Here is a 22,551-nt window from a genome sequence, read left to right on the forward strand (position 1 = left end):
GTGCCAGCGGGCGTTCTTGGCTGCAAGAGTTGAACGCAAGGGTCGCGCTCCGTGACGAGATCGTTATCTGCGGGACCTGTCTCAGCGCGGCCGGGTGACGTCGACCGCCTCGATCGCGAGCGCCAGTGCACCCGTCACCGCCGCCTTCTCGCCGAGCTGTCCCTGCACCACGTCCGGGGTGCCGTCGGCGTCGACGATGAGCATCGACTCGAGGGCGTGCCGCATCGGACCGAGCAGGAGCTCCCCGGCGCGAGCGAACTCCCCGGTGACCACGACGCGCTCCGGGTCCAGCACGTTGCAGAGCCCGACCGCCGCCGTGCCGATCGCGTGCCCGGCGTCCGCCACGGCGCGGATGCAGACCTGGTCGCCGCCCATCGCGCGGAGGATGAGGTCCGCCAGCTTCAGGGTGCCGACCTCGTCGCGGATGCCCTCGAGCACGGCCGGGGCACCCGCCACGGCCTCGAGGCAGCCACGGTTCCCGCAGCGGCAGATCGGCCCGTGCGGCGCGACGGGGGTGTGCCCGAACTCGCCGGCGACGCCGTGGTGCCCGCGGAACAGCCGACCGTCGAGCACGAGCCCGGCGCCGATGCCGTTGCCGACGTCGAGCGTGACGACGGTGTCCCGGCCCCGCGCGGCGCCGCTGCGGTGCTCGGCCAGGGCGGCCAGGTTGGCGGAGTTGTCCACCTGCACGGGCTTGTCCGTGCGGCGCGCGAGCGACTGCCCGAGCGGGATGCCGTCCCACCCGCGGAGGATGCCGCCGCGCGCCGTCATCCCGGTGCGCCGGTCGATCGGTGCCGCGATCGCCAGTCCGATCGAGAGCACCTCGTCCATCGTCGACTCGATCGACTCGACCATGTCCATGATCAGCAGCGCCGTCTTGTCGAGCTCGGCGTCGGCCCGGTGGTCGCGCGCGAGGGGCATGTGCCGCTCGGCCAGGACGGTGCCGCCCAGGTCGGACAGCGCCAAGCGGAGGTGCCGGGGCGAGACGTGCACGCCCGCGACGAGGCCGAGCCCGTGCGGCAGGGTCACGCGGAGCGCTCGACGGCCGCTCGAGGTGCTCGGCGTGGCGTGCAGGGCGCCGGTCGCGACGAGCTCCTTGACGATGTTCGAGACGGTCGCGGGGGAGAGGCCGGTCACGCCGGCGAGTTCGACCTGGGTCAGGCCGCCGTGCCGCTTGACCGCGCTGACGACGCGACCCCGGTTGGCTTCACGCAGTGAAGCTTGGTTCCCCGGACTGCGGCGCGGCTCTGACACGGGGACAGCGTAACCGGCGGCTCGAGAACGCGAGTCGGGACGCGACTGGAGGCGCGTGGCGGCGGTGCCACGCGCCTCCAGTGGCGGAGGTGGGTGCGTCTCGGTCAGACGCCCGCCGTCGACCGGATCCAGCTGGCGCTCTGCGCGAGCACCGCGTAGTTCGACCCGGCGTGCGTGTTCGCGGCCGGGTCGGCCACGTCACCGGTCGAGCAGACGCCGACCACCTTGCCGTTCACGAGCAGGGGGCCGCCCGAGTCGCCGTGGTTCGAGGCGCCGGAGACGCCCGTGACGTGCTGCGCGCGACCGCCGTACGCGTCCGTCGTCGTGCCCGTCAGGTTCACGCTCGCCTGGTAGAGCCCGGTGGTCGGGACGCTGTTCGCCCGGTTGCCGTAGCCCATGATCGTGCCGGTGCCGGAGGACTTCGTCGCGTACGCGAGGTCGAGCGGGGCGTACGAAGCGAGCGACTTCGCGGTGCGGAGGTGCACGAGCGCGATGTCACCGGTCGGCGCCGAGTAGAGGCGGTCCGCGGCGGTCGCGGTGCCCCGGTTCGTCGTGCTGTTCGAGTGGTACACGTTCATCGCGGTCGTCCCGTCGACGCAGTGCTTCGCGGTGAGGACCCACGAGGCGTTCAGCTGCTCGCCCGTGCACCCGTAGGTGTCGGTGCCGCCCTGCTGGAAGATCAGCTGGACCTCCCACGGGGTGCTCGGGGCTTGCGTGCCGCCGATGACCTGTGGTGATGCGGTCGCGGCGTTGGCGGCCGTGGCGCCGAGCGATCCGCCGAGGAGGGCGAGGGCTGCCGTGGTGACGAGGGCGAGCCCCCGGTACTTCGTTCGCTGCTTCATGGGCCGATCGTGCTCGGCCCCCGTTCGGGGGTCAAGTCAGCGTTGCGGAGGACAACACCGTCACCCGGTCCGGCCTGTGGACAACTCCGGCGGCGTCGGTGGCAGGCCCTACCGTCGAGGGATGGGGCAGGAACGGGAACGACGCCGGACGCGTGCCGGACGGGTCGGTGCGGTGGTGTGGCCGATCGTGGTGACCGCTGCGCCCACCGCGGCGTTCCAGCTCCCGAACCTCGTCCAGTCGTCGGCGGTGCGGGCGTCGCTCGTCGTGTTCGGGCTCGTCGTCCTCGTCGGCGCGGTGCTCGTGCAGGTGGTGCGCGCCCGCCGAGCCGAGGCGTCTCGGACCGCTGCGGAAGACGACTACGCGGCCGTCGAGCTCGAGCAGGGGACCGCGGTCCGGTACGCGTTCGGGCAGCTCGCCACCCGGCTCGTGCGGTTCACCGAACTCCGGCGACGTGACCGGCGGAGCGAACTGCCGGCGTTCGCGGACCGGGTCGCGGTGGCCCTCGCCTTCTACCTGCTCCCCAAGGTCCCCGACGTCCGCGCCAACGTGTACCAGCTCTCGGCGGACCTCAACGCCCTCGAACCGATCGGGCACGGCGGGGCGGGTGACACCGCCGGGGTGTTCCGCGCGGGCACGCCGTACGGGGACCGCAACCTCGAGTGGGTGCTCGTCGGCGGTGCACCCCGGATCGTCGGCGACCGTGCGGCGGACGTCGACGTCGACGAGGACCTGCCGGACTTCGAGCCCCGGTACCGGTCGTACGTGTCCGTCGTCATCCGGTCGCACGAGTACTCGTTCGGCATGCTCACCGTCGACTCTCCGGCTGCCGATGCGTTCACCGATCTCGACGCGAAGAACGTCGCCGTGGTCGCGGCGTTCATGGCGGTGGCGTTCTCCCTCACGTACTCGTCCCCGGAACGGGACCGCGACCCTCGGAAAGGCCCGTGATGCTCACACGATTTGTCGGACGCTCGACGTACCATCCCCCCATGACCATCGTGACCCCCGAACCGAGGCCCTTCGGACGTTCACGGGTGTACACCCCGAACTGGACCGACGACACCACCGACGCCGACTACGAAGACCTCGAGGTCATCACGGCCAACATCGAACGGGAACGCGCAGCGGCGCGACGCCGGATCGAAGCTCGGATCGCCGCCCGGCTCGCTCGCTGACCAGGGCGTCGGGTACCGCGGGCGTCATCCGGCACTGACGTCGATGAGCACCTTGCCGACGGTGTCGCCCTCGACGGCGTCGTGCGCCGCGGCGGTGTCCTCGAGCGGGAACCGTACGAGCGGCAGGCCGGCGTCCTCACCGACCGGCAGCGCCCCGTCGCGCAGCGCTGCGGTGACGTCCTCGGCCGCGGCGGAGAGCGCTGCGTCCCCGATCGTGTAGAGCAGCAGGAACTGGTAGCGGGCGTTGATGCTCATGTTCGGCCGGATCGGCAGCACCGCGTCGTCGCCACCGTTGTTCGCGTAGATCGACACGACCCCGTGGTTGGCGAGCACGTCGGCGACGAGTGCGGCGTTGTGCGGGATCGACACCTCCACGACGATGTCGACGCCGTCCGGGGCGATCTCGCGGATGCGGGCGGCGGGGTCGTCGTCGCGGTAGTTGACGACGTGGTGCGCGCCGGCGGCGGTCGCGAGCGCGGCCTTCGCGTCGGAGCTGATCGTGCTGATCACCGTCGCACCGGCCCATCGAGCGAGCTGGATCGCGGCGTGCCCGACGGCTCCGGCGCCGCCGGCGACGAGGACGGTCTTGCCGCTGAGCGCCCCGGGGGCCAGCCGGGCGGGGCCGTCCTCGTGGGTCGTCAGTGCTCGGTGCGCGGTCATCGCGGGCACGCCGAGCGAGGCGCCGACGTCGAACGAGGTCCCGTCGGGCAGGGGAACGGCGCGGGCGGCGGGCACGACCGTGTACTCCTGTGCGGTGCCGGTCGGGCGACTGGCGGCGGACATGTAGAGCCAGACGTGGTCGCCGGGGTGCAGTCCCTCGACGCCGTCGCCGACCGCGTCCACCACTCCGGCGCCGTCCTGGTTCGGGGTGATCTCGGGGAAGGGCAGGCCGTCGCCGTAGGTGCCGCCCTGCCGGGCCTTCCAGTCGGTCGGGTTGACGCCGGAGACGACGACACGGACGCGGACCTCGCCGGGGCCGGGGTCGGTCACCTCCCGCTCGACGAGGTCGAGGACGCTGCTGTCACCGGGCTTCGTGTAGACGACTGATCGCATGCCTCCAGGCAACCACGCGGTGCCGGTCCGGATTCCGGGCGACGCCCAGCGACCGCGCTCCGGGCCGCGTTCAGCGACCGCGCGCGTCGTACTCGTCGCGGGACACCGCGACGTCGTCCATGTGCGAGGTCGCCCAGTCCTCGAGCGGCTCGAGGACCGCGCGCAGGGAACGGCCGCGGTCGGTCAGCTCGTACTCGACGTGCGGCGGGATCTCGGGGTAGACGGTGCGGGTGACGAGTCCGTCGCGCTCGAGCGCCCGCAGCGTCTGCGTGAGCATCTTCTGCGAGACGCCCTGCACGCGCGTCGCGATCGCCGAGTACCGCGCGGGTCCGGCGGCGAGCGTGCCGATCGTGAGGACGCTCCACCGGTCGCCGATCCGGTCGAGCAGCTGGCGGGAGGGGCACTCCGCGCCGTAGGGGCTGTACTCGAGCGCTGTCATGACGACCTCCGTTACGCACTCTCAGGTGCCTACTTACTGAAAGAGAGTAACGCTTGTACGGTGAGTGTCAACGCTCCACGAAAGGAACACCCATGACCAACATCGTCGTCTTCGGTGGCACCGGCTACGCCGGCTCCGCCATCACCCGCGAAGCCCTCTCCCGCGGCATCGCCGTCACCGCCGTCGCCCGCGACACCTCCAAGCTCGACGCAGCCGAGGGCCTGACCCTGGCGCAGGGCGACGCGCTCGACGCCGACTTCGTCACCGAGGTCACGAAGGGCGCCGACGTCATCGTCATCGCCCTGCACGCGGTGCAGGCCGACGGCAGCGAGCTCAAGGACCGGTTCCAGCACTTCGTCGACGCCGCAGCGGCAGCCGGCGCCCGACTCGGCATCGTCGGTGGTGCGGGTTCGCTGCTCGTCGCCGACGGTGGCCCGGCGCTGTTCGACACCGCCGAGTTCCCGGACGCGTTCAAGGGCGAGGCGAAGAGCCACGCGCAGGTCCTCGAGGGGCTCCGCGCGAGCGACACCGAGGTCGACTGGTTCTACGTGAGCCCGGCTGCGGCCTTCGGTGGCTACAACCCCGGCGAGCGTCGCGGCACCTACCGCACCACCGACGAGGTGCTGCTCACCGACGCCGACGGCAACTCGGACATCTCCGGCGAGGACTTCGCGCTCGCGTTCGTCGACGAGATCGCCTCGCCGGCGCACCACCGCGCGCGCTTCGGCGTCGCGTACTGAGCTGCGCCCGGCACGGACGGGAGGCGCGGTGCGGGCCCGCACCGCGCCTCCCGTCCGCCTGCGGTGCGTCCCCCGGCCGGAACCAGGTTCCGGGGGACGGCGGCCGCGCCGCGCGCGGCGCCGCGGCGCGCGCCGCGTCAGCGGTGCCCGACGATCGACGGCACGGGCATGTGGTGCCGCATCCGCACCGCGACGTGCAGGCCACCCCGGCGCGCGAGCACCATGCCGACGACGGCCGCCGCGGCCGCGGGCACCCCGCCGGCGACGACCATGCCGACGTGTGCGCCGAAGTGGTCGACGATCTGCCCCATCAGCGGGCCGCCGATCGCCTGTCCGCCCAGCAGCACGAGGACGTAGAGCGACATCACCCGGCCCCGGATCGCCACGTTCGACGACAGCTGCACGAGTGAGTTCGACGCGGTCTGGAACAGCAGTTGCGACATCCCGACCGCGACCAGCGCCACGGTGAACGGCGCGATCACCGGGATCGACCCCGACACCACGAGCAGGACGCCCGTCCAGAACACCCCGCCGACGATGGTGCGGAGCCGCACGACCGCCCGTCGCGTGGAGAGCAGTGCGCCGACGAGGGCGCCGATCGCCACCGCGGAGTTGAACACGCCGTACCCGCCCGCGCCGACGTCGTACACCTGGGACGCGAAGGCGGAGAGCAGCACCGGCATCGTGAGGGCGAACACCGAGAAGAACGCGACGAGGACCACCGGCACGATGATCGTGGGTTTCCGGACGGCGTAGCGCAGGCCCTCGACGAGCTGTCCCTTGCTGCGCGGTGCCGGCGGGGTGCGGTGGAGCTCGGAGACGCGCAGGAACCCGAGCGTCACGACGACGGCGACGCAGGCGATCGCGTTGACGCCGAACGACCACCCCGCTCCGACCGCGACGAGCAGGGCGCCGGAGAGGGCCGGGCCGATCATGCCGCCGAGCTGGAACACCGACGAGTTCACACTGATGGCGTTCCGCAGGTGCTCGTGCCCGACGATCTCGGTGACGAACACCTGGCGCGCCGGGTTGTCGATCACGGTCACCAGCCCGACCACGAACGCGATCGCCCAGATGTGCCATGCCTGCACCACCGCGGCCAGGGTGAGCACGGCGAGGAGCGCCGAGAGGACCGCGAAGGACCCCTGGGTGATCATCATGAGCGCGCGCTTCGAGAACCGATCGACGATCACGCCGCCGAAGAGCCCGAACAGCAGCATCGGCGCGAACTGGCACGCCACGGTGATGCCGACCTGCGCCACGGACCCGGTCAACTGCAGGACGAGCCAGTCCTGGGCGATGCGCTGCATCCACCCCGCGGTCATGGCGACGAGGTTCGTGGCGGTGAAGAGCCGGAAGTTCGGCACCGACAGGGCGATCAGGGTGTGCCGCCACGGCGGTCGGGTGGCCTGGATCGGGAGCGGTTCGGTGGGCGGGGGGAGGGTCGTCGATGACGCGCTCACGGTGGGGGATCTCCGGACGTCGGCTGCGGAAGTGGTACCCCTACGAAACTAGGTGGTCGGGACCCATTCGATACCCCTATGGTGGCTATCACTCCATTGCGAAGTCGAATGGCCCGCTCCTACGAAGGGGACACCGTGCTCGATCCGGTCCTGCTGCAGACGTTCCTCGCGGTCGCCGAGACCGGCAGCTTCACCCAGGCCGGGTCGCGCCTCGGGATCAGCCAGCCGACGGTGTCCCAGCACGTGCGTCGGCTCGAGACGGCGGTCTCCCGGACCCTCGTCGCGCGGGACACCCGGGGCGTGGCGCTCACCGACAACGGGGACGCGATGGCCGGGTTCGCGCGGACGATCCTCGCGGCGCACGCCACCGCCGACGCGTACTTCTCCGGTGCGGCGACCCGGGGGCGGCTCCGGTTCGGGGCGGCCGACGACCTCGCGATCACCCAGCTGCCGCGGATCCTCCGGGACTTCCGGCGCCTGCACCCGCAGGTCAACCTCGAGCTCACGGTCAACCAGTCGTCGCCGCTGCTCCGCCGGGTGCACGCCGGCCAGCTCGACCTCGTGTTCATCAAGCAGACCGCGGGGGAGTCCGCCGAGGGCACCAGGGTCGCCACCGACCAGATGGTGTGGATGGCGCAGGACGGCATCGCGCTCGAACCCGGGGAGCCGGTGCCCCTCATCGCGTACCAGGCGCCGAGCATCAGCCGGCAGATGGCGATCGACGCGCTCGAGGCCGCTGGCCGCACCTGGCGGATCACCTGCAACACCCGCGACGTGAACGGGGTGCTCGCCGCGGTCCGGGCGGGGATCGGGGTCGCGGTGTTCCCGCACTCGCTCATCCCGGCGGACCTCGTGAAGGTGTCGCAACGCCTGTCGTTGCCCGACCTGCCGGCGGTCGACTACGTCCTCATCGCCAATCCGACGGTCCAGCGGGAGCCGATCGACGCCCTGACGAACGCGATCCTGTCGCGCGGGGTCGTCCGCGCGGTCTGACCCGGCGCGCCGGGACCCGACCCTGGACCCACCCGGACCTGGACCCGGACTCTGGACCTCGACCGAGCGCTACGGGGCGAGCGTCGGGGTCGCCCCCGAGCCGGTGACGTCGGGCAGCGTCACCCCGACGAGCGGCAGCACCGCCGAGGCCACAGCCCAGAGCAGCACGAGCGTTCCCACCCCGCCGAGCACGGCGCCGAGCAGCGCGATCGGCCGCTGCCACGTCGCGGCCGGGTTCCGCAGGATCACGACCGAGAGCGCCACCGCGAGCAGGCCGAGCACCAGCCCGACCCCGTGCACGGTCGCGGGAGCGAGGAACCACCAGGCAGCGAGTCCGAGCGTGCCGAGTCCGGCGATCGCTCCGAGGACGGCTCCCGGGGTCACGCCGACGAGCGCGCTGCGGCCGGCGTCGGCGTGGGCGTCGTCGTCGGCCTGGAGGCGCGCCGCGGCCCCGGCGGACGAACTCGCACCGGTGGTCGGTGCGGGTCCGGCCGCGGGTGCGGCGGACGCGGGTGCGGCGGGCGCAGGCGCGGCGGACGCGGGTGCGGCGGCCGCAGGCGCGGCGGACGCGTGCGCGGCGGGCGTCGGTGCGAGTGCGGCGTGCGCGGCGGATCCTTGCGGGTGCGCCACGGGAGCGATTTCCGGCACGGTGTGCGTCGGCGCGGCGATCACGGCGTCGAACGAGCGGGTCGGCGCGGCTGCCGGTCGCTGGTGCGCGAAGCGGGCGGGGGTCCGGTAGCCGATGGGGCCGGAGGGTTCCGGTTCGGCCCCCTCGACCACGACGTGCTCGAGGCCCGGGACCGAGAACCGGGGCTGCCCGACCACCGGGACCGCGGGGACGGCCGGGACGGCGGGGACGACCGGGACCGCGGGGACCGACCGGGCGGGTGCAGTGCGGGGGGCGACGTCGATCGGCGGGACCGGAGCCGGCGTGGCACCTGCCCGGTCGAACGGCAGGGTGTGCACCGCCGGGGACGTCGGGGCCGGCGGGAGGAGGTCCTCCTGCGGCGGGTAGTCGGGCACCACGACGGCACCGCCGACGAGGGGTGGTGCCGCCAGGGGTGCCGGGACCGTGCCGGCGGAGGCGACCGCCTCGGGGGCGGAGGCCGACACGGTGAGCGGGAACGACTCGGGGACGGGAGCCGGTGCGGCGGGGGCGGGTCGCGCCTCCAGGCCGGCGACCGCGCTCTCCGGAGGGGCGGTGACCCAGGCGGGGACGGCTCGACGCGGCCGGTCTTCGTCCGGCAGGCGGTGCGATGCCACTGCGGTGCTCCCTCCGTGTACTGATCCATCGTCAGTTGTATCGGCAACCGATGCCGTCGACGCAGCCCCAGTTCCGGGGTCGCCGGTACGGTCGACGCATGACCGGAACCGAACACCGCCCGCTCGGCCCCTCGGGGCTCGTCGTCTCCACCGTCGGCATCGGCTGCAACAACTTCGGCCGACCCGGCACGCAGACCGAGACCCAGGAGGGCACCGACGCCGTCGTCAACGCCGCCCTCGACGCCGGGGTCACCCTCTTCGACACGGCCGACGTGTACGGCGGACGTCCCGGGCTGTCCGAGGAACTCCTCGGGAAGTCCATCGCCGGCCGACGCGACGAGATCGTCCTCGCGACGAAGTTCGGCATGGACATGCGCGGCGCGAACGGTCCGGACTGGGGCGTCCGCGGCTCCCGCCGGTACGTGCGACTCGCCGTCGAGTCGTCGCTGAAGCGCCTCGGGACGGACTGGATCGACCTCTACCAGATGCACGGGCCGGACGACGTGACCTCGATCGAGGAGACGCTGTCCGTGCTCGACGACCTCGTCCGCGAGGGCAAGATCCGCTACATCGGGCACTCGAACTTCGCCGGGTGGCAGATCGCCGAGGCCGAGCTCACGGCGTCGATCGCCGGGACGACGGCGTTCGTGTCCGCGCAGAACGAGTACAGCCCGCTCGCCCGCGGCGTCGAGGACGAGGTGCTGCCGGCGGTCCGGGCGTACGCCCTCGGGTTCCTGCCGTACTTCCCGCTCTACAACGGGTTGCTCACCGGCAAGTACACGAAGTCGGGCGGCCCCGCGGACGGCCGTCTGACGAAGGCGAAGCCGCAGCTGCTCGAGAACGCACCGTGGGCGATCGTCGAGGAGTTCCAGCGGTTCTGCGACGACCGCGGCGTCACGATGCTGCAGGCGACCTTCGCGTGGTTGCTGGCGCAGCCTGGGCTGTCGAGCGTGATCGCGGGGGCGACGAAGCCGGAGCAGATCCGGCAGAACGCCGAGGCCGGCACGGCGTGGACGCCGTCCGAGGACGACCTCGCCGAGATGACGGTCATCTTCGACGGCGCCTGAGTGCGCCGGCCGGGCGCTGCGGGGCCGGGCCGGGCGCTGCGGGGCCGAGTCTCGGTGTGAGCGACGGTTCTCGTGCCCGCGGCCCCGAGGACTGTCGCCCAGCCCGAGTCTCGGGCCGGGCGTGCCCGGCCGCGTACCCGGCCGGACGCGCGGGCTACTGGTCGCGGTAGCGCTTCGCCTCGGCCAGCTTGGCGCGCAGCTCGTCGGCCGTGAACCGGGCGACGTACCCGGGGGTGTCCCGCTGGATGCGCCAGCCCTCGGCGAGCGGACCCGCGTCCACCACGTCGAACCCGAACTGGTCGATGAGGTCCGCCACCACGGCCTTCGCCGACTCGTCGTCACCGGCGACTACGAGCGCCCGACGGTCCGGGGTACCGGCGGGGGAGGCGTGGCCGGTGAGGTCCGCCGCGCCGATGTGGTTGAACGCCTTGACGACCCGGGCCCCGGGGAGGTGGTCCTGCAGCAGCTCGGCGGTCGTGGTCGTCTCGTCGTCGAGCGCCGCGATGTGCCCGTCGCGCTGCGGGTAGTAGTTGTTCGTGTCGATCACGACCTTGCCGACGAGGGGCTCGACCGGGATGGTCTCGATCGCGGCGAGCGGGGTCGTCACGACCACGATCTCGCCCGCAGCGGCCGCCTCGTCGCGGGTCGCCGCACGAGCCGCCCCGGGAGCGATGCCGTCGAGCTCGTCCACGAGCCCGGTCAGGGTCTCGGGACCGCGCGAGTTCGCGATCACCACCTGGTGGCCGTGCTGCACCGCGAGCCGTGCGAGCTGGGATCCGATGTTGCCTGCGCCGATGATTCCGATTGTCGTCATGGGGCCCGGCAACGCCGCGGTGCGCGCTCGGCATTCCCAGGCCGTCACCGGAGGTCACCGAGGGTGCATGATGGCGGCATGGACCACGAGTTCAGGAACGAACCGGAGCAGGGCCGCTACGCGATGTACGTCGGCGGCGAACTGGTGAGCGTCCTCGACCACCGGGAGAACGGCGACGCGATCGCCTTCCCGCACACCTACACGGTGCCGAAGCACCGCGGTCACGGCTACGCCGCCGAGCTCGTCGACTTCGCCGTCGCCGACGTCGAGGCGAACACCACGAAGCGCATCGTGCCGATGTGCTGGTTCGTCGGCAAGTGGTTCGACGAACACCCCGAGAAGGCAGACCTGCTCAGCCGCGGCGCTGCGGACTGAGCCGAACCGGAAGGCCGCACATGCCGACGATCACCCCGTTCCTCTGGTACGACGACCAGGCCGAGGAAGCCGCCGAGTACTACGTCGGCCTGTTCCCGGACAGCCGCATCGACAGCGTGAGCAAGACGCCGGACGGCAAGGCCCTCGTCGTGGAGTTCACGCTGCTCGGGCAGCCGTACCGGGCGATGAACGGCGGACCCGGGCACCCGCACTCCGATGCGGTCTCGTTCCAGGTCGACGTCGACACGCAGGACGAGCTCGACCGCATCTGGGACGCCCTCCTCGCCGACGGCGGCGAGCCGAGCCGGTGCGGGTGGCTGTTCGACCGCTGGGGTCTGGCGTGGCAGGTGACCCCGTCGATGATGGGCAAGCTCATGACCGGCTCGGGCGACCCCGAGGCGAACGCCCGCGTCTTCCAGGCCATGATGCAGATGGTCAAGCTCGACATCCCGGCGCTGCAGGCCGCGGCGGCGGGGCGTTGACACGCACGCGAACCGTACCCGCCGGTATGGTTGCGGGACCGTAGACCGCCGGCCGGCGCCGGCGCAGACAGGCTGGAGTGCCCGATGAGTGGATCGAGGCCCGACGTCCGCAACAGCGACATCGACCGCGCCTACACGGAACTCGCCCGGATCACCCGTCGAGCGAGCATCCGCGCCCGTGGTTCGGAGTCGATCCTGAGCGTCGTCGACCAGTCCCTCGTGGACTTCGTCGTGCAGCACCCGGGCTGCATGGCCATCGACATCGCCCGGTACCTGCGCCTCAACCGTTCGACGATCTCCCGGCAGCTGTCCGGGCTCCTCGCGGCCGGGCTGATCCGGACGACCGACGGCGGGACCGGCAACGCGAAGCCCCTCGTGGTCACGGATGCCGGTCGCGCGGCGCTCGAGCGCTCCGTGCAGCTGCACCGCGACGCCCTCGACGAGCGGCTCGCGAGCTGGTCGGACGACGACATCGCGCTGCTCGCCGGGCTCCTCGAGCGGCTCGGCGCGGCGGACGAGGCGGGGCTGCCGATGCCCGGGCGCAGCCCCTCGTGACGACGTCGTTCGTCCTGCTCTCCGACACGCACCTCCCGAAACGCGCGAAGGACCTGCCGGCGGGGCTGTGGGCGGACATCGACGCCGCCGATCTCGTGGTGCACGCCGGCGACTGGGTCGACCTCGCGACCCTCGACGCGATCAAGTCCAGGGCCAGCCGGTTCGAGGGCGTCCGCGGGAACAACGACGGCCCGGAGTTCGACGACCGGCTGCCCCTCGTGGCGCGCTTCGCCGTCGAGGACCTCCGCTTCGCCCTGGTGCACGAGACCGGCGCCTCGACGGGCCGCGAGCGTCGGATGGACGCCGAGTACCCGGACGTCGACGTCCTCGTCTTCGGGCACTCGCACATCCCGTGGGACACCGTGGCGCCGTCGGGCCTGCGGCTGCTCAACCCGGGTTCGCCGACCGATCGTCGCCGCCAGCCGGACCACACCTGGATGCGCGGCACGGTCGACGGCCGTGCGCTCACGGTCGAGCTGGTGCGTCTGCCCCCGACGACCGCCTGACGGACGGGAGGCGCGGTGCGGGCCCGACCCGCGCCTCCCGTCCGGCTGTCCTCACGACCCGGCCGTCGGCATGCGGAAGAACGCGAGCTCCCACTCGGCTGAGCGGCGGAACGCCCGCGTCATCGCGCCGCGCTCCGCGGGCGACGCCGCCGCCGCGTGCCGCTCCACCCACCCGGCTGCCTCCGCCGACGCCGCGGCGAAGCCGGGGTCGCCGTACGCCGCGATCCAGTCGGCGTACGGGTGCTCCGCGGGCACTTGTCCGAGCTGCGTCCCGACCCACGCGTAGACCTGGAAGCACGGCAGCACCGCCGCGGCGAGGACCCCCACCGACCCGGACTCCGCCGCCTCCAGCAGGTGGTCGAGGTAGCCGGCGCACGTCGGGTGGACCGGGTCGTCGGCGTGCGTGTCGGCGAGGCGTCGGTGGTGGAGGTCGCGGGCCTCGACGGCGCACCCTTCGGCGGCGGCCGCCCAGAACGCGGACTCGTCCTCGGCCGTCTGCCGGCCGAGCAGCGCCAGGTGCCGCTCGTACGCCCGGAGGTAGTGCACGTCCTGCGCCAGGTACGCGGCGAACACCCCGGGGTCGAGCGTGCCGTCCCGCATCCCGACGAGGAAGTCGCAGTCGATCGTCTCCTGCAGGACCCCTCGGACGTCCGCCCACCAGCGGTCCGTCCACGAGGGCTCCGGCAGCGCCGCACGGATCGCGGCGCCGTGGTCCACGGGGCCGTTGCCGGTGCCGACTCCGAGCGCGTCGGCACCCCGGAGTGCGTCCGTCAGCCAGGTCTTCGCCGTGCCGATCGCCAGTTCCCAGTCGCCGTCGCGGGCGACGAGGGTCGCGATCGCACTCGAGAGCGAGCAGCCGGTGCCGTGCGTGTTCGTGGTGGCGATCCTCGGCGACGAGAACGTCCGGACGACCCCGGACGCGGAGACGAGCACGTCGTCCGACGTGGCGCCGTCGTCGTGGCCGCCCTTGACCAGGACGAGCACGTCCCACGCGCGGGCGATCGCGACCGCGGCGTCGACCGGCGGGGTGACCCGGTCGGCCGCGCCGTCCGGGCCGTCAGCGCCGTCCGGGTCGCCCGCGCGCCCCGCGAGCCCGGCCAGCACCGCCAGCTCGTCCCGGTTCGGGGTCACCAGGTCCGCGAGCTCCAAGAGCGACGACATCGCCTCCGACGCGTCGTCGTCCAGCAGCCGGTCACCGCTCGTCGCCACCATCACCGGGTCGATCACGACCACGGGCGGCCGGTGCTGCCGGAGCCAGTCCGTCACGACCCGCACGACCGGCGCGGTGCCGAGCATCCCCGTCTTCACCGCGTCGATCGTCACGTCGTCGGACACGGCGTCGAGCTGCTCGCGGAGGAACGCGACGTCGGGCACGTGCACGGATCGGACGCCGTGCGTGTTCTGCGCGACGAGTGCCGTGACGACCCCCATCCCGTACCCGTCATGCGCGGCGATCGACTTGAGGTCCGCCTGCAGCCCGGCACCGCCCGTCGGGTCCGTCCCGGCGATGCTGAGGACCCGGGGGATCCGCGCGCAAGTCACGCGTCCGCCTCGTGGTCCGTGACGACGGCCTGGAGGCGCGGATCACCCTGGCCGGTCCGGCCCCCGTCCCGTGGGCGGTCGGTCCACGCGGCGACGTACGCGGCCGCCGCGACACCGGGGTCGGCAGCGGCGCAGATGCCGGACACGACGGCGACCCCGGCAGCGCCGGCGGCTCCCAGCGGCACGACGTCGTCGAGCGTCACGCCGCCGATCGCCACGCAGGGCACCCCGGTGTCGCGTGCGAGCCGGGCGATCCGCGCGAACCCCTCGTGCCCGAGCGCCGGTGGGTGGTCCGGCTTCGTCGTCGTCGGGTGCACGACCCCCACCCCGAGCAGGTCGACCGTGCCGCGGGGGAGTCGGGCGACCGCCTCCAGGTGTGCCGGTGTGTTCGCGGTCAGCCCGACGTGGGCGTCCGGACCGAGCAGCGCCCGCGCGACCTCGACCGGCAGGTCCGACTGGCCGAGGTGCACACCGGCGACCGCGTGCCCGGCGTGCCGAGCGGCGAGGGCGACGTCGAGCCGGTCGTCCACGACCACCATCGCCCGGTCGCCCACGGCGTCCGCGACGGCCGACGTCAGCGCCAGGAGGTCCCGCGCCGACGCCCGCTTGTCCCGCACCTGGACGATCCGCACCCCGGCCTGCACCGCTGCGCGCACCACCCCGAGGACGCCGATACCGTGCCGGTCCGCGAGCGTGGCGTCCGTGATGAGGTACACGCCGACGTCCGACCCGGCGCTCACGCGGTCACCGGCGACTCGACGGTGATCCGGGCGGTCCGGACGACGTCCTCCGGGCTGAGCGACGCCAGCCGGTCGAGGAACAGCGGTTGGAACGTCCCCGGACCACCGGCGTCCCGCGCGGCGAGCTCGGCCGCGATCGTGTGCACGGCGGTCGCGGCGACCGCTGCGGCGCCGGGGTCCTCCGGCGACACGGCGGTGAACGCGGCGACGACGGCCCCGAGCGCGCAGCCACCGCCGGTGATCCGCGTCAGCAGCTCCGTGCCGTTCGCAACCCGGACCACACCGATCCCAGGGGCGACCAGCAGGTCGACCGGACCCGACACGGCGATCGCGGCCACGCGCCTCCCGGCTGCCGTGCCGGACACGGCGTCGACCGCAGCGTCACGCGCGTCGTCAGCAGCGACCGTGCTGTCGACCCCGCGTCCGCCCGCCGAGGCGCCGAGCACCGCGAGCACCTCGGACGGGTTGCCGCGCAGCACCGTCGGACCGAGCGCCAGCAGGTCCCGCGCCAGGGCGGTCCGGACCGGGAGCGACCCCACCGCGACCGGGTCGAGGACCCACGGCGTCCCGGCGTCGACCGCTGCGGTCGCCGCTTCGAGCGACGCAGCCCGAGGTTCGGCGTGCGGGGTGCCGGTGTTCACCAGGAGGGCGTCGGCGACCCGGGCGAACGGCCCGGCCTCGGTGGCGACGTCGACCATCGCCGCCGAGGCGCCGAGGGCGAGCAGCACGTTCGCGGTGACGTTCTGCACCACCGTGTTCGTGATGCAGTGCACCAGGGGACCGCGGGACCGGACGCTCTCGAGGAGCGTGGCGGTCCGGTCGGCCCAGTCGGTGGGTACGGGCGCAGCAGTGTGCATGGACGATCCCTTCGCGAGTACGAGCTCGAGCAGGTTCGACGGGTGTGATCTCAGCCGCTGGATGCGGCACCCCGTGTCTCGGACGACACCGTACACGACGGCCCGTGACGGGCGGGGTCACACGACGGAGGCGATGTGGGAGGGTTGGTCCGTGCCAGATGCAACGCCTCCCGGGCCCCCGCCGGGCCCCCGCGATCCCGGCGACGCCTGGGCGGTCGGACCCGACGGCACGAAGGCGTGGGGACGCTTCGGCGCCGCCGGACTGCTCGTCGACGACGGCGACGGCCGCGTGCTCCTGCAGCACCGCGTCGAGTGGAGCCACCACGGCGGCACGTGGGGCATCCCCGGCGGCGCCCGACACCTCGGCGAGGACGCCGTCACGGGCGCACTCCGCGAATCCGCCGAAGAGGCGGGCGTGCCCGCCGACGGCGTCGACCTCCGCCACACGGCGGTGCTGGACCTCGGGTTCTGGACCTACACGACGGTGGTGGGTCGCGCCTCCACCCCGTTCGAACCGGTGATCGCGGACCGCGAGAGCCTGGAACTGGCGTGGGTGCCCGTCGCCGACGTCGACGACCTGCCGCTGCACCCCGGGTTCGGGGCGTCCTGGCCGGCGCTGCGGGCGAGGATCGCGACGACGCCGCACGTCGTCGTGGACGCGGCGAACGTCGTCGGCAGCGTGCCGGACGGGTGGTGGAAGGACCGGGCGGGGGCGGCTGTGCGGCTGTTGTCGTCGGTCGAGGCGCTCGCCGGGGTCGGGGTGGTGGCGGCGGTGCTCGCGCTGCCGTTCGACCGGTGGTGGCCGCGGTGGACCGTGGTGCTCGAGGGAGAGGCTGCCCGTGCGGGCGCGGGTGTGGACGGCGTCGCGGTGGTCCGGGCCACTGGCTCGGGCGACGACGCGATCGTCGAGGCCGCGCGTGCCGCGGTGGACGCCGGGCACGCGCCGGTCGTCGTCGTGACGGCCGACCGGGAGTTGCGCTCCCGGGTCGAGGCGCTCGGCGCCACCGTGCACGGCCCGTCCTGGCTGCGCGACCAGTTCTGACCGCGACCGGTGGCCGGGCCCGGGCGTCCTACGCCTGCAGGTACTTGCGCGACGACACGAGCACGGCGACCCACGAGAGCACGCCCAGCCCGACGACCACCCACAGGATGACCGGCACCGCCACGACGTTCGCCACCAGGGCGATCACCGCCGGCGCCAGGAACCCCGCGTACGCTGCCGCGTAGAACACCCCGGTCAGCCCGGCCAGGTCGCGCGACCCGGCGATCCGCTGCACCTCGAGCAACGACGACACGAGCGCCAGGCCGATGCCGAGCCCGATCACCACGTTCGACACCAGCCCGACCACGACCGACTGCAGCTCGATCGCGACGACGACGACGGCGATGCCCGCGGTCGTGAGCGCCACCGCGGTCAACAGCCCTCGGGCCGAGACCAGGGACGTCACCCGCGCGGCGAGTGGTTGCACGGCGCTCGACACCCCGAGCGCCACGACGGTCGCGGCGGTCGCGAACACGAGCCCCCATGCGCCGGTCGCCCCCGCGAGCTTCGTCGGCAGGTACCCGTACCCGATCGCGGCCGACCCGAAGATCCACGGTGCGGCGACGAGCACGACCCGGGTGAACCGACGGTGCCCGGCGCTCGGGACCGCGAGCTGCTTCCACCACGGACCGGGGAGCCCGCCGGTGCGGTTCGTCTCCGGCGTCCGCCAGACCACCACGGCGAAGGGGAGTGCGACCGCGATGTGCACCAGGAACGGCAGCACCTCGGGGATCGGCCCCCACTGGGCGATGAGTCCGGCGACGAGTGCTCCGGTCGCGGACCCGAGCGTGAACGCCAGCGAGGCGCGGCGGGCACCGGACCCGGCATCGGCGGACGGGTCGAACCGGCCCTGCGAGAGCTCCTTCACCCAGCTGTTCCCGACGGCCATCGCGATGCCGACGGTGATGCCGGAGCACAGCCGACCCGCCATCAAGAAGCCGGCGCCGAGCGGGCCGAACGCGAGCAGTCCGCTGCCGACGACCGCGGAGGCGATCCCGACGAGCATGAGCGGCCGCCGTCCGTGCCGGTCGGAGAGCGACCCCGCGACCAGGAGTGCCGGTGCGAGCCCGAGGACGTAGACGCCGAGGAAGACGTTCACGAGGAGCGACGAGTAGTGCGCGCGCTCCTCGTACATGAGCAGCAGCGGTGAGAACTGGTTCCCGCCCCACGAGCAGACGAACACCGCTCCCCAGACCGCCACCCACGGCATGACGCGGGCGACCGGGACGGCGATGTTCCCCGTGCTGGCGCTCACAGCGCGCCCCGGTGCGAGCCGACGTGCGCGGACAGGACGGCGGCATAGCGCTCGGCGTCGCCCGCTTCGAGTGCGGCGGCGAGGGCACGGTGGTCGTCGAGCGACGCCTGCAGCTGCGACGGCTGGAGCCGCATGAGCTGGTGTCGCAGCCGCTGCTGCCGGTCCCGCAGGGTCCGCGCGAAGAGCACCGCGATCGCGTTCCGCGACGCCCCGATGACCGCTCCGTGGAACTCGGCGTCGACCTCGACGAAGCGGTCGACGTCGCCGGTCGCGACCGCCTGCTCCTGCTCCGCGAGCATGGTCTGGAGGATCGGGGCGACGTCCGCCACGCGGCCGTCGGTGACGACGCGGGTCGCCGCGGTCGACTCGATCGCTTCCCGCATCTCGAGCACGTCGGCCGCCTCGTTCGGGGACATCGGCCGCACGACGGCGCCCTTCCGGGACTCGAGGGTGAGCAGGTCCTCGGCGGCGAGACGCAGGAACGCCTCGTGCACGGGTGTCCGCGAAACGCCGATCTCCTGGCAGAGGGCGTTCTCGCTGATGGCCGTGCCGCCGGGCAGGTCGCCACGGATGATCGCGCGCTTGACGTGCTCGTACGCCCGGTCGGACGCGGCCTGGGTCGTCGTGGGAGTGCTCACGGCTCCCGATCGTACTCCTTGCATGCAACGGTGCATGCACTCCGAACGGGATCTGTTGCTGAGTGCAACATGCGGAACTGGCGACACACGGACGGGACCGCCGATACGCTGGGCCACCACGTCAACGGAGACGTACAACAGGAGGTTCCGATGGAGCGGATCACGAAGGCCGACGATCGCGTCCACCGCCCGGCCGGGCCGTGGACACCGACCGTGCACCGGCTGCTCGCGCACCTGCACGAACAGGGGTTCGTCGCAGCACCGGAACCGATCGAGCACGGGGACACGCTCGAGACCGTGTCGTTCGTGCCGGGCACCGCGGGCGAGTACCCGTGGACCGCCGACGTCGCGAGCGAAGCGGCGCTCGTCACGACCGCCCGACTGCTGCGGCACTACCACGACGCCGCAGCGACCTTCCGGCGGGACGACACCCGTGACGTGTGGTGGCAGGCCGACCGCCTGCCCGTCGAGACGATCGTGCACGGCGACTTCGCCCCCTACAACTGCGTCTACGACGGCGTCGCCGCCGTCGGGCTCATCGACTTCGACACCGCCCACCCCGGGCCGCGGGTGTGGGACGTCGCGAGCGCCGTGTACCGGTTCGCGCCGTTCACCACCGGCGCCGTGGAGGGATCGACGGCGCCGTCCCTCGACGAACGACTCGACCGTGCGGCGGAGTTCTGCCGCGCCTACGACCTCGACCAGCAGTCGCGCCACGACCTCGCGGCGACGATGACCGGGTCGCTCGTCGCCCTCGTCACGACGATCGAGACCGAGGCGGCCGCCGGGAACCCGAAGTTCGTCAGCGACCTCCAGCACGGGCACGCGGACCTCTACCGGGCGGACGTCGAGTACATCGAGCAGCACGCCGACGAGATCACCGCGGCCGTCGCCTGACGGTGGTGGCGGGCATGCTGGCCGCATGACGATCACCCCGGCGGTGCTCCGCAGCATGCGCCTCGCCACGCAGGGCATCGCGGTGCCCGGACTCGATCCGACCGCGGCCGTCGAACGGATGACGGCCGTGCAGGGGCAGGACCTCGGTCAGGTGCTCTGGGCGATCGGTGTGCGGTCGCCCGGTTCCACCCGTGACGACGTGCGGGCCGCGTTCGACCGCGGTGAGCTCGTCCGCTCGTGGCCGATGCGCGGCACGCTGCACGCGATGCGGCCGGACGACCTCCGGCTCCTGCTGTCCCTCACCGCCGAGCGCACGATCCGCGCCATCGCTCGACGGGCGGCCGAGCTCGGCATCGACGACGCCGTGCTCGCCCTCGCCCGCGACACGACGGTCGCGGCCCTGGGCGGTGGTCGTGCACTCGCCCGGGACGAACTGTTCGCCGTCTACCGGGACGCCGGCCTCGACCCCGCCGGCGGTCGCGGCTACCACGTGCTGCTCCGCCTCGCGCAGGAAGGGCTCGTCGCCTGGGGACCGACCGCCCGCGTCGGCCAGGGGCTCGTGCTCCTCGACGAGTGGGCGCCGGCGACGTCGGACGTGCCCGACCGTGACGAAGCGCTGCGGCGGGTGCTGATCGGGTTCCTCCGGGGGAGGGGTCCCGCGACCGAGCGCGACGCGGCGAGCTGGACGAAGCTCCCGCTCGGCGACGTCCGACGGGCCATCGCCGCCGCCGGCGACGTCCGACGGGCCATCGCCGCCGCCGGTGACGCCGTCGAGGACCTCGGCGACGGACTCCTCGCCCTCGCCGACCGTCCGGCGACCGGCGGGGTGCCGACGGGGCACCTCCTGCCCGGGTTCGACGAGTACCTGCTCGGCTACGCGGACCGTTCCACCCAGCTCGACCCCGCGCACGCCGACCGCGTCGTGCCGGGCGGCAACGGCATGTTCCTCCCGATGGCCGTGGTCCGCGGTCGGGTCGTGGGGACCTGGACGCGCACCGAGCGCTCCCGGGACGTCGGGGTCACGGTGCAGCCGTTCGTCCCGCTCGACCCCGGAGCCGTGCGCGCACTCGAGGGCGCCGCCGCACGCTACGCCGCCTTCCTCGTCGCACCCGTGACGCTCACGATCGCCTGACACCCGTTCGGCCGCCGTCCGTTCGCCCAGACACCACCCAGCGGCCACGCGGCGGACCCGCACGATCCCTCGGGTAATGTCGCAGGGCCATGACCGACAGCCCGGCCGACGCCACCCCGTACGAAGTCCTCGGCGTCCCCGCCTCCGCCGACGACGACGAACTGCGCCGCGCCTACCGCCGCGCCGCCCGCGAGTCCCACCCCGACCTCGGCGGCGACGCCCGCCGCTTCCGCCAGGTGCAGATCGCCTGGGAGCGCATCGGCACCCCCGCCGCTCGCCGCGCCTACGACGCCGGGTCCCGCGGGTCGGTCCCCGGAGCGTCCGGCGGGTCCGCGGCCTCCGGATCGTCGGTCTGGAGGGACGGTGCGGGTCGCGACGCCTTCGCACCTCCGGCAGCGCGCCGCGACTCCCGACCCCGCGCCCGGTCCCACGGACACCCCGGCGGCCGGTCGCGTGAGGTCTTCCTGCAGGCCGAACGCGAGTGGGTCGGCCTGGGCGACCCCATCGAGGACCCGTACGACCCCGCGCTCATCCGCTCCGCGCCCCGACACATCCGACGGCTGCTCGCCGAGGCCCTGGCAGAAGAGGCCACCGCCTCGATCGTCGCCGAGATGGGCATCGGCGTGACGGTGTGGCACGACCTCGACGCCGGGTCCGAGGGCAAGCTCGACCACGCCGTCCTCACCCCGAGCGGCCTCTGGGCGGTGGAGTCGATCGACTGGGGTGCTCCGGTGCGGATCGAGCACGGCGAGATCGTCGGGGAGACGCTGGCGCCGGGGGAGCGCCCCGTGAAGGAGCTCGTCCGGGCCTCACGGGCCGTGCAGAAGCAGACCAGGGTCCGGTTCACCGGACGGCTGCTCGTGGTGCCGGACTCCGCGGTCGACGAGGACGTGCAGCTCGTCGGGTCCGCACGGAAGCCCACTGCGCTCGTCGTGCGGCGGAGCGCGCTCGGCCAGGTGCTCAACGGCGTCTGGTCGCCCGAGGGCAGCGTCGACGTCTTCGAGGTCCGCGACCGCCTGCAGCAGACCGTCCGCTTCGTCTGATGGCGGAGGCCGTGGTGGTCGTCGTCGGTGGGTGGGAGCACCTGTGTTGCGGTCTGCCCGTCGAGCTGGGCGACCTCGTCGAGTACGGGGTGGTCTCCGCGGACGGTGCTCGCCGGTTCGCGGAGGTCCGGCACGGGACCGTCACCAGCCAGACGATCCGCGGCCGCGTCGTCGAGCTGTACGCGGTCGGTCCGGAAGGACGCGTCGCGATCGATCGGGTCCCGAGCGGTGCGGCGCTCCGAGGCTTCGACGACGACGATGACGGGCACCTCGAGGCCCGGTGGACGGGGCAACCCGTCGAGGTCGAGTGGGACGGTGACCCCGAGTTCGAGGTGGTCGTCGACCCGTTCGGCAAGCGGCAGCGGCGCTAGCAGGCCCGCTCG

Annotated in this window: 26 protein-coding genes and 1 riboswitch; of the genes, 14 read left to right on the plus strand and 12 right to left on the minus strand. The window is 73.3% G+C overall.

What is annotated here, in order from left to right; all coding sequences use genetic code 11:
- Nucleotides 1–81: 81 nt before the first annotated feature.
- Nucleotides 82–1,254, minus strand: a complete 1,173-nt coding sequence (locus FS825_RS14790) for an ROK family transcriptional regulator (protein ID WP_144714363.1) — start codon at nucleotides 1,252–1,254, stop codon at nucleotides 82–84.
- A gap of 104 nt (nucleotides 1,255–1,358) precedes the next feature.
- Nucleotides 1,359–2,096 (minus strand): S1 family peptidase, encoded by a 738-nt coding sequence (locus FS825_RS14795; protein ID WP_144714365.1) that lies wholly within the window; start codon nucleotides 2,094–2,096, stop codon nucleotides 1,359–1,361.
- 121 nt (nucleotides 2,097–2,217) lie between these two features.
- Between FS825_RS14795 and FS825_RS14800 the strand changes: the two genes are divergently transcribed.
- Both FS825_RS14800 and FS825_RS14805 read left to right on the plus strand, forming a co-directional pair.
- Nucleotides 2,218–3,045 (plus strand): GAF domain-containing protein, encoded by an 828-nt coding sequence (locus tag FS825_RS14800; RefSeq protein ID WP_144714367.1) that lies wholly within the window; start codon nucleotides 2,218–2,220, stop codon nucleotides 3,043–3,045.
- A 41-nt stretch (nucleotides 3,046–3,086) separates the two neighbouring features.
- The gene (locus tag FS825_RS14805; protein WP_144714369.1) at nucleotides 3,087–3,272 is read left to right on the plus strand and encodes a hypothetical protein; all 186 of its coding nucleotides are present in this window, start codon (nucleotides 3,087–3,089) and stop codon (nucleotides 3,270–3,272) included.
- Between the two features lie 24 nt (nucleotides 3,273–3,296).
- Here FS825_RS14805 and FS825_RS14810 read toward each other — a convergent pair whose 3' ends face one another.
- The gene (locus tag FS825_RS14810) at nucleotides 3,297–4,325 is read right to left on the minus strand and encodes an NADPH:quinone reductase (RefSeq protein ID WP_144714371.1); all 1,029 of its coding nucleotides are present in this window, start codon (nucleotides 4,323–4,325) and stop codon (nucleotides 3,297–3,299) included.
- A 70-nt stretch (nucleotides 4,326–4,395) separates the two neighbouring features.
- Nucleotides 4,396–4,764, minus strand: a complete 369-nt coding sequence (locus FS825_RS14815) for a winged helix-turn-helix transcriptional regulator (RefSeq protein WP_144714373.1) — start codon at nucleotides 4,762–4,764, stop codon at nucleotides 4,396–4,398.
- Between the two features lie 92 nt (nucleotides 4,765–4,856).
- Between FS825_RS14815 and FS825_RS14820 the strand changes: the two genes are divergently transcribed.
- Nucleotides 4,857–5,504 (plus strand): NAD(P)-dependent oxidoreductase, encoded by a 648-nt coding sequence (locus FS825_RS14820; protein WP_144714376.1) that lies wholly within the window; start codon nucleotides 4,857–4,859, stop codon nucleotides 5,502–5,504.
- Nucleotides 5,505–5,641: 137 nt separating this feature from the next.
- Here FS825_RS14820 and FS825_RS14825 read toward each other — a convergent pair whose 3' ends face one another.
- Entirely contained in the window at nucleotides 5,642–6,967 is a 1,326-nt protein-coding gene (locus FS825_RS14825; protein WP_144714379.1) for an MFS transporter, read from the minus strand.
- A gap of 135 nt (nucleotides 6,968–7,102) precedes the next feature.
- On the opposite strand from FS825_RS14825, the gene FS825_RS14830 reads away from it, so the two are divergent.
- Complete coding sequence (locus tag FS825_RS14830; protein WP_144714617.1) at nucleotides 7,103–7,960, plus strand: LysR substrate-binding domain-containing protein; 858 nt, start codon at nucleotides 7,103–7,105, stop codon at nucleotides 7,958–7,960.
- A 69-nt stretch (nucleotides 7,961–8,029) separates the two neighbouring features.
- Here FS825_RS14830 and FS825_RS14835 read toward each other — a convergent pair whose 3' ends face one another.
- Nucleotides 8,030–9,223 carry a hypothetical protein gene (locus FS825_RS14835; RefSeq protein WP_144714381.1) on the minus strand — a complete coding sequence of 398 codons (1,194 nt, stop codon included), beginning with the start codon at nucleotides 9,221–9,223 and terminating at the stop codon, nucleotides 8,030–8,032.
- A 98-nt stretch (nucleotides 9,224–9,321) separates the two neighbouring features.
- Between FS825_RS14835 and FS825_RS14840 the strand changes: the two genes are divergently transcribed.
- Nucleotides 9,322–10,290, plus strand: a complete 969-nt coding sequence (locus tag FS825_RS14840; protein WP_144714384.1) for an aldo/keto reductase — start codon at nucleotides 9,322–9,324, stop codon at nucleotides 10,288–10,290.
- Between the two features lie 154 nt (nucleotides 10,291–10,444).
- On the opposite strand, the gene FS825_RS14845 is transcribed toward FS825_RS14840, so the two are convergent.
- Nucleotides 10,445–11,104 (minus strand): NADPH-dependent F420 reductase, encoded by a 660-nt coding sequence (locus FS825_RS14845; protein WP_144714387.1) that lies wholly within the window; start codon nucleotides 11,102–11,104, stop codon nucleotides 10,445–10,447.
- Between the two features lie 78 nt (nucleotides 11,105–11,182).
- Here FS825_RS14845 and FS825_RS14850 point away from each other — a divergent pair, with 78 nt between their 5' ends.
- The 4 genes from FS825_RS14850 (at nucleotide 11,183) to FS825_RS14865 (ending at nucleotide 13,022) form a co-directional block, all read left to right on the plus strand.
- Nucleotides 11,183–11,479 carry a GNAT family N-acetyltransferase gene (locus tag FS825_RS14850; protein WP_144714390.1) on the plus strand — a complete coding sequence of 99 codons (297 nt, stop codon included), beginning with the start codon at nucleotides 11,183–11,185 and terminating at the stop codon, nucleotides 11,477–11,479.
- A gap of 20 nt (nucleotides 11,480–11,499) precedes the next feature.
- Nucleotides 11,500–11,961: a VOC family protein gene (locus FS825_RS14855; RefSeq protein WP_144714393.1), complete on the plus strand. Its 462-nt coding sequence runs from the start codon at nucleotides 11,500–11,502 to the stop codon at nucleotides 11,959–11,961.
- A gap of 84 nt (nucleotides 11,962–12,045) precedes the next feature.
- Nucleotides 12,046–12,516, plus strand: a complete 471-nt coding sequence (locus FS825_RS14860; protein WP_144714397.1) for a MarR family winged helix-turn-helix transcriptional regulator — start codon at nucleotides 12,046–12,048, stop codon at nucleotides 12,514–12,516.
- Nucleotides 12,513–13,022, plus strand: coding sequence for a metallophosphoesterase family protein (locus FS825_RS14865; RefSeq protein WP_144714400.1), 510 nt, complete (start codon nucleotides 12,513–12,515; stop codon nucleotides 13,020–13,022). The genes FS825_RS14860 and FS825_RS14865 overlap by 4 nt, the downstream gene beginning before the upstream one ends.
- A 51-nt stretch (nucleotides 13,023–13,073) precedes the next feature.
- Here the strand turns inward: FS825_RS14865 and thiD are convergent, their stop codons facing one another.
- The 3 genes from thiD to thiM form a co-directional block, all read right to left on the minus strand.
- Nucleotides 13,074–14,564 (minus strand): bifunctional hydroxymethylpyrimidine kinase/phosphomethylpyrimidine kinase, encoded by a 1,491-nt coding sequence (thiD, locus tag FS825_RS14870; RefSeq protein ID WP_260981215.1) that lies wholly within the window; start codon nucleotides 14,562–14,564, stop codon nucleotides 13,074–13,076.
- On the minus strand, nucleotides 14,561–15,304 hold the full coding sequence (gene thiE / locus FS825_RS14875) for a thiamine phosphate synthase (protein ID WP_144714403.1): 744 nt from the start codon (nucleotides 15,302–15,304) through the stop codon (nucleotides 14,561–14,563). Before thiE ends, thiD begins: the two co-directional genes overlap by 4 nt.
- Nucleotides 15,301–16,161, minus strand: a complete 861-nt coding sequence (thiM, locus tag FS825_RS14880) for a hydroxyethylthiazole kinase (protein WP_144714405.1) — start codon at nucleotides 16,159–16,161, stop codon at nucleotides 15,301–15,303. The genes thiE and thiM overlap by 4 nt, the downstream gene beginning before the upstream one ends.
- Nucleotides 16,150–16,245, minus strand: a riboswitch (TPP riboswitch). (Overlaps the previous gene by 12 nt.)
- A 67-nt stretch (nucleotides 16,246–16,312) precedes the next feature.
- Between thiM and FS825_RS14885 the strand changes: the two genes are divergently transcribed.
- A complete protein-coding gene (locus FS825_RS14885) occupies nucleotides 16,313–17,203 on the plus strand; it encodes an NUDIX domain-containing protein (protein WP_260981217.1) in 891 nt (296 codons plus the stop codon).
- Nucleotides 17,204–17,231: 28 nt separating this feature from the next.
- Here FS825_RS14885 and FS825_RS14890 read toward each other — a convergent pair whose 3' ends face one another.
- Together FS825_RS14890 and FS825_RS14895 are read right to left on the minus strand one after the other, a co-directional pair.
- Nucleotides 17,232–18,458 carry an MFS transporter gene (locus tag FS825_RS14890; protein WP_222126944.1) on the minus strand — a complete coding sequence of 409 codons (1,227 nt, stop codon included), beginning with the start codon at nucleotides 18,456–18,458 and terminating at the stop codon, nucleotides 17,232–17,234.
- Entirely contained in the window at nucleotides 18,455–19,096 is a 642-nt protein-coding gene (locus tag FS825_RS14895) for a GntR family transcriptional regulator (protein ID WP_222126945.1), read from the minus strand. The genes FS825_RS14890 and FS825_RS14895 overlap by 4 nt, the downstream gene beginning before the upstream one ends.
- A 150-nt stretch (nucleotides 19,097–19,246) precedes the next feature.
- On the opposite strand from FS825_RS14895, the gene FS825_RS14900 reads away from it, so the two are divergent.
- The 4 genes from FS825_RS14900 (at nucleotide 19,247) to FS825_RS14915 (ending at nucleotide 22,539) form a co-directional block, all read left to right on the plus strand.
- The gene (locus tag FS825_RS14900) at nucleotides 19,247–19,993 is read left to right on the plus strand and encodes a phosphotransferase enzyme family protein (RefSeq protein WP_144714411.1); all 747 of its coding nucleotides are present in this window, start codon (nucleotides 19,247–19,249) and stop codon (nucleotides 19,991–19,993) included.
- A 25-nt stretch (nucleotides 19,994–20,018) separates the two neighbouring features.
- Nucleotides 20,019–21,125 (plus strand): winged helix DNA-binding domain-containing protein, encoded by a 1,107-nt coding sequence (locus tag FS825_RS14905; protein WP_144714414.1) that lies wholly within the window; start codon nucleotides 20,019–20,021, stop codon nucleotides 21,123–21,125.
- A gap of 89 nt (nucleotides 21,126–21,214) precedes the next feature.
- The gene (locus tag FS825_RS14910) at nucleotides 21,215–22,168 is read left to right on the plus strand and encodes a J domain-containing protein (protein WP_144714417.1); all 954 of its coding nucleotides are present in this window, start codon (nucleotides 21,215–21,217) and stop codon (nucleotides 22,166–22,168) included.
- Nucleotides 22,168–22,539: a hypothetical protein gene (locus tag FS825_RS14915; RefSeq protein ID WP_186377268.1), complete on the plus strand. Its 372-nt coding sequence runs from the start codon at nucleotides 22,168–22,170 to the stop codon at nucleotides 22,537–22,539. The genes FS825_RS14910 and FS825_RS14915 overlap by 1 nt, the downstream gene beginning before the upstream one ends.
- Nucleotides 22,540–22,551: the final 12 nt, after the last annotated feature.

It is taken from the genome of Curtobacterium pusillum (genome assembly GCF_007680845.1).
Classification (GTDB): Bacteria; Actinomycetota; Actinomycetes; order Actinomycetales; family Microbacteriaceae; genus Curtobacterium; species Curtobacterium pusillum_B.